Here is a 2,815-nt window from a genome sequence, read left to right as displayed (position 1 = left end):
ACGGCGCCGGGGCTGTAGTGATCGCGTGCGCGTGCAGATTGGGCGCGGTGAAGCACGGGAAAACGCACGGCGTAGCCGTGCTTCAAGGCGCCGGCTTGATAGCGCCGATACTCCGTGGCTCCGGACACCACCACACGGCGCACCCACTCCAGGATTTCCTCGCGTTCCGCGAGCGGGCGCCGGTCGAAATCGTCCGGCAGATGCCAGGCGAGCCGGCGGCGCTCCGCCTGTCCAAGCCCGCCCGCCTCGTGCCCCTTGGCGGCGCGTGCGGGATGCGGAAGCTTGTCCTTGAAATAGCCGCTCGGCAGGCGCCAGCGCTGCTCCAGGCTTTGGAGAACCGCAAAGCTCTCCACATGCGACGGCGCCTTGCGGCCACGACGCCAGGCGCGGAGGGTCGAGGGCTCGATTGCAAGCCCTTGTGCGCGCAACGCTTTGCAGAGCTGCGGCGCGGTGTCGTGATGCCGGCGCATATGGAGGTCGAGCGCCTCGCTGAAGGCCGGCGTGTCTTGCCAGGGTTCGTCCGGCTCAGGCAGCGGATCGAGCGTCGAGAGGAGGTGTGCGCCGCGCCGCCGTGGCGGCTTGGCGGCCGGCTGTTGGGCAGGGGACGGTGCCACCTCTATGGACCGGGGCGTGGCGCGCGTGCGCGGCTTCGCGACGGGCTTTCTGAGCTCGCGCCGCAGCGCCTCCAGCCCCGGCCGCAGCGTTTCGCGCGCCGGCTCGAGCAGGCGGGGCTCGACGCCGCAGGCCGCCGCGATCGCCGGCCGGTCCAGGCCGCGACCGCGGGCGGGCGGCGGCTCGCCGCGACGGAACAGATCGACGAGATAGGCGCGAAGCTGCTCGACGGCGCGCGGCGGCAAGACGGCTGGCCCGCGCTGGCGCACGAAGTCTGAGATCATCCGCCCGAAGGCGGGATTGCGGTGTTCGCCCATGCCGTCCTTTCGCGAAGTGGCCGCCACAAGGCTGGCGGCCAGGCATGAACGCGGATCGGCGGATTACGATTCACCGCCAGGCAGGAGCGGCGATGTCGCGGGGCAGGGCGACGTCAGGATGCCGCCGCTGCGCGGGACGAAGGATTCAGGCGCTGGCGGTCGGTAATTGATCGAGCTGTTGGGGGCGTACGCCGTTGTAGCGGCGCCGCCAGGCCTCAATCAGCACCAGGGCCTCGGCCAGGCTGTAGAAGATCGCGCCGTCGAGCAGTTCGTCGCGCAGCTTGCTGTTGAAGCTCTCGCAGTAGCCGTTTTCCCAGGGGCTGCGGGGCGCGATGTTGGCGGTCCGCGAGCCGACCGCGGCGATCCATTCGCGCAAGGCGGTGGCGATGAGCTCCGGGCCGTTGTCAGACCGAACATAGGCCGCCGGGCCGCGCAGGATCATCACATCGGCCAGGTCTCCAGCACGTCGGTGGAGCTGAGTTTGCGCTTCACCCTGATGGCCAAGGCCTCGTGGGTGAACTCGTTCCTGGTCGGGCCGCTCGGCGCGCAGGCGCACGCACGAGCCGTCGTTCAGCCAGGGCCGGCCGCGCTTTGGTAATTTCTGCGGACTTTCAGCCCCTTCTGTCGCCAGATCCGCTGGACCGGCTTGGCGTTCACCGCCCAGCCGGCATGGCGCAGCAGGGCCGTGACCCGCCGATAGCCGTAGCGGCCATAGGTCTTAGCCAGCTCGACGATGTCGGCGGTCAGCGCCACCTCGTCATCGCGCCCTCGGGCGGGCTTGCGCTGGGTGGACCGATGTTGGCCCAGGGCCACGCAGGCCCGCCTTTCAGAGATCTCAGTTCAGATCGACCTTATCCACGCAGGCCCGGCGACGGGCGGGGCTTAGAAGTTTCCCCAGCGGCCTCGGTCAGGATCACCTTGTCCAGGGTCAGATCCGACACCGCGCGGCGCAGCCGCGTGTTCTCCAGCTCCAGCGCCTTTAGACGCTTCACTTGCTCGTTCTTCATGCCGCCGTACTCCGCCCGCCAGCGAAAATACGTTGGCTCCGTCACCGCGATCGTCTTCACCGCCTCGGCGATCGACTTGCTCTGACCGGTCAGGACTTCAACCTGACGCAGCTTGGCGACGATCGCTTCCGGCGTGTGGCCCTTCCTTACCATCGTTCCATCCATCCAAAATGGTCCTGCGACCAACATAGAGGATGGATCACTTCAAGGGGCGCAGACCATGGGCAATCGCGCCCTTCGACAAAATTTCCCCAGAGCTGTCTTGCAGGAAAAGACCAGGCGGTCGCCCGCCTGGTCAGAGCAAGATCCCCGGAGGGGACTGGGGATCTTGCATATCAGTTGTTCGTCAGAACTTTTTGGTCAGCGCGATCTTGTAGGTCCGTCCCAGCGCGTTCGCGGTCAGGGCGTCGTAATTGAGCTCCAGCCGCGCCAGCGGCGGGTCGGTGTCGAAGATGTTGGTGATATTGAACACCGCCGTGGTGTCCCAGGGCAGGAACACCCGGTAGGTGACGTCCGTGGTGACGAAGGCGTCGATCTTCTTGCCGTCTTGCGGACGGGGCACGACAGTGGCCTGTGCGACGTTGGTCACATCACCGACCACCAGATTGCCGATGTACGGCGTCGTGCGTTGGTCGACGTAGCTGTCGATGTAGTTGGTCTGCAGGCGGATGTTGTGCGGGCCGCTGTCCCACTCGGCGTAGAACATTCCGCGCCATTCCGGGATCGGATAGAAGCCGGTGTTGTAGTTAAACTTCCCGACCCCTTCGAAACCAGGCGTGGTGACACCCTGAAGCTTGACCTCGGCGATGGTGTACTTGTGGTTCCAGGTGACCTGCGAGCCTAGCTTCAGGCCGCCGCCGTAGATGTCGTCGAAGCTGA

At 66.6% G+C, this 2,815-nt stretch carries 3 pseudogenes; all 3 read right to left on the bottom strand.

The features are described 5' to 3' along the window. Positions 1 to 929: pseudogene (locus Q8R27_RS00665) on the bottom strand (hypothetical protein); the annotation flags it as partial. 63 nt (positions 930 to 992) lie between these two features. Further along, a pseudogene (locus Q8R27_RS00660) lies at positions 993 to 2,089 on the bottom strand (integrase core domain-containing protein). A 193-nt stretch (positions 2,090 to 2,282) separates the two neighbouring features. Beyond that, positions 2,283 to 2,815: pseudogene (locus Q8R27_RS00655) on the bottom strand (TonB-dependent receptor); the annotation flags it as partial.

It is taken from the genome of Phenylobacterium sp., assembly GCF_030697305.1.
Taxonomy (GTDB): domain Bacteria; phylum Pseudomonadota; class Alphaproteobacteria; order Caulobacterales; family Caulobacteraceae; genus Phenylobacterium.
This window is presented reverse-complemented; position numbering and strand designations above follow the sequence as displayed.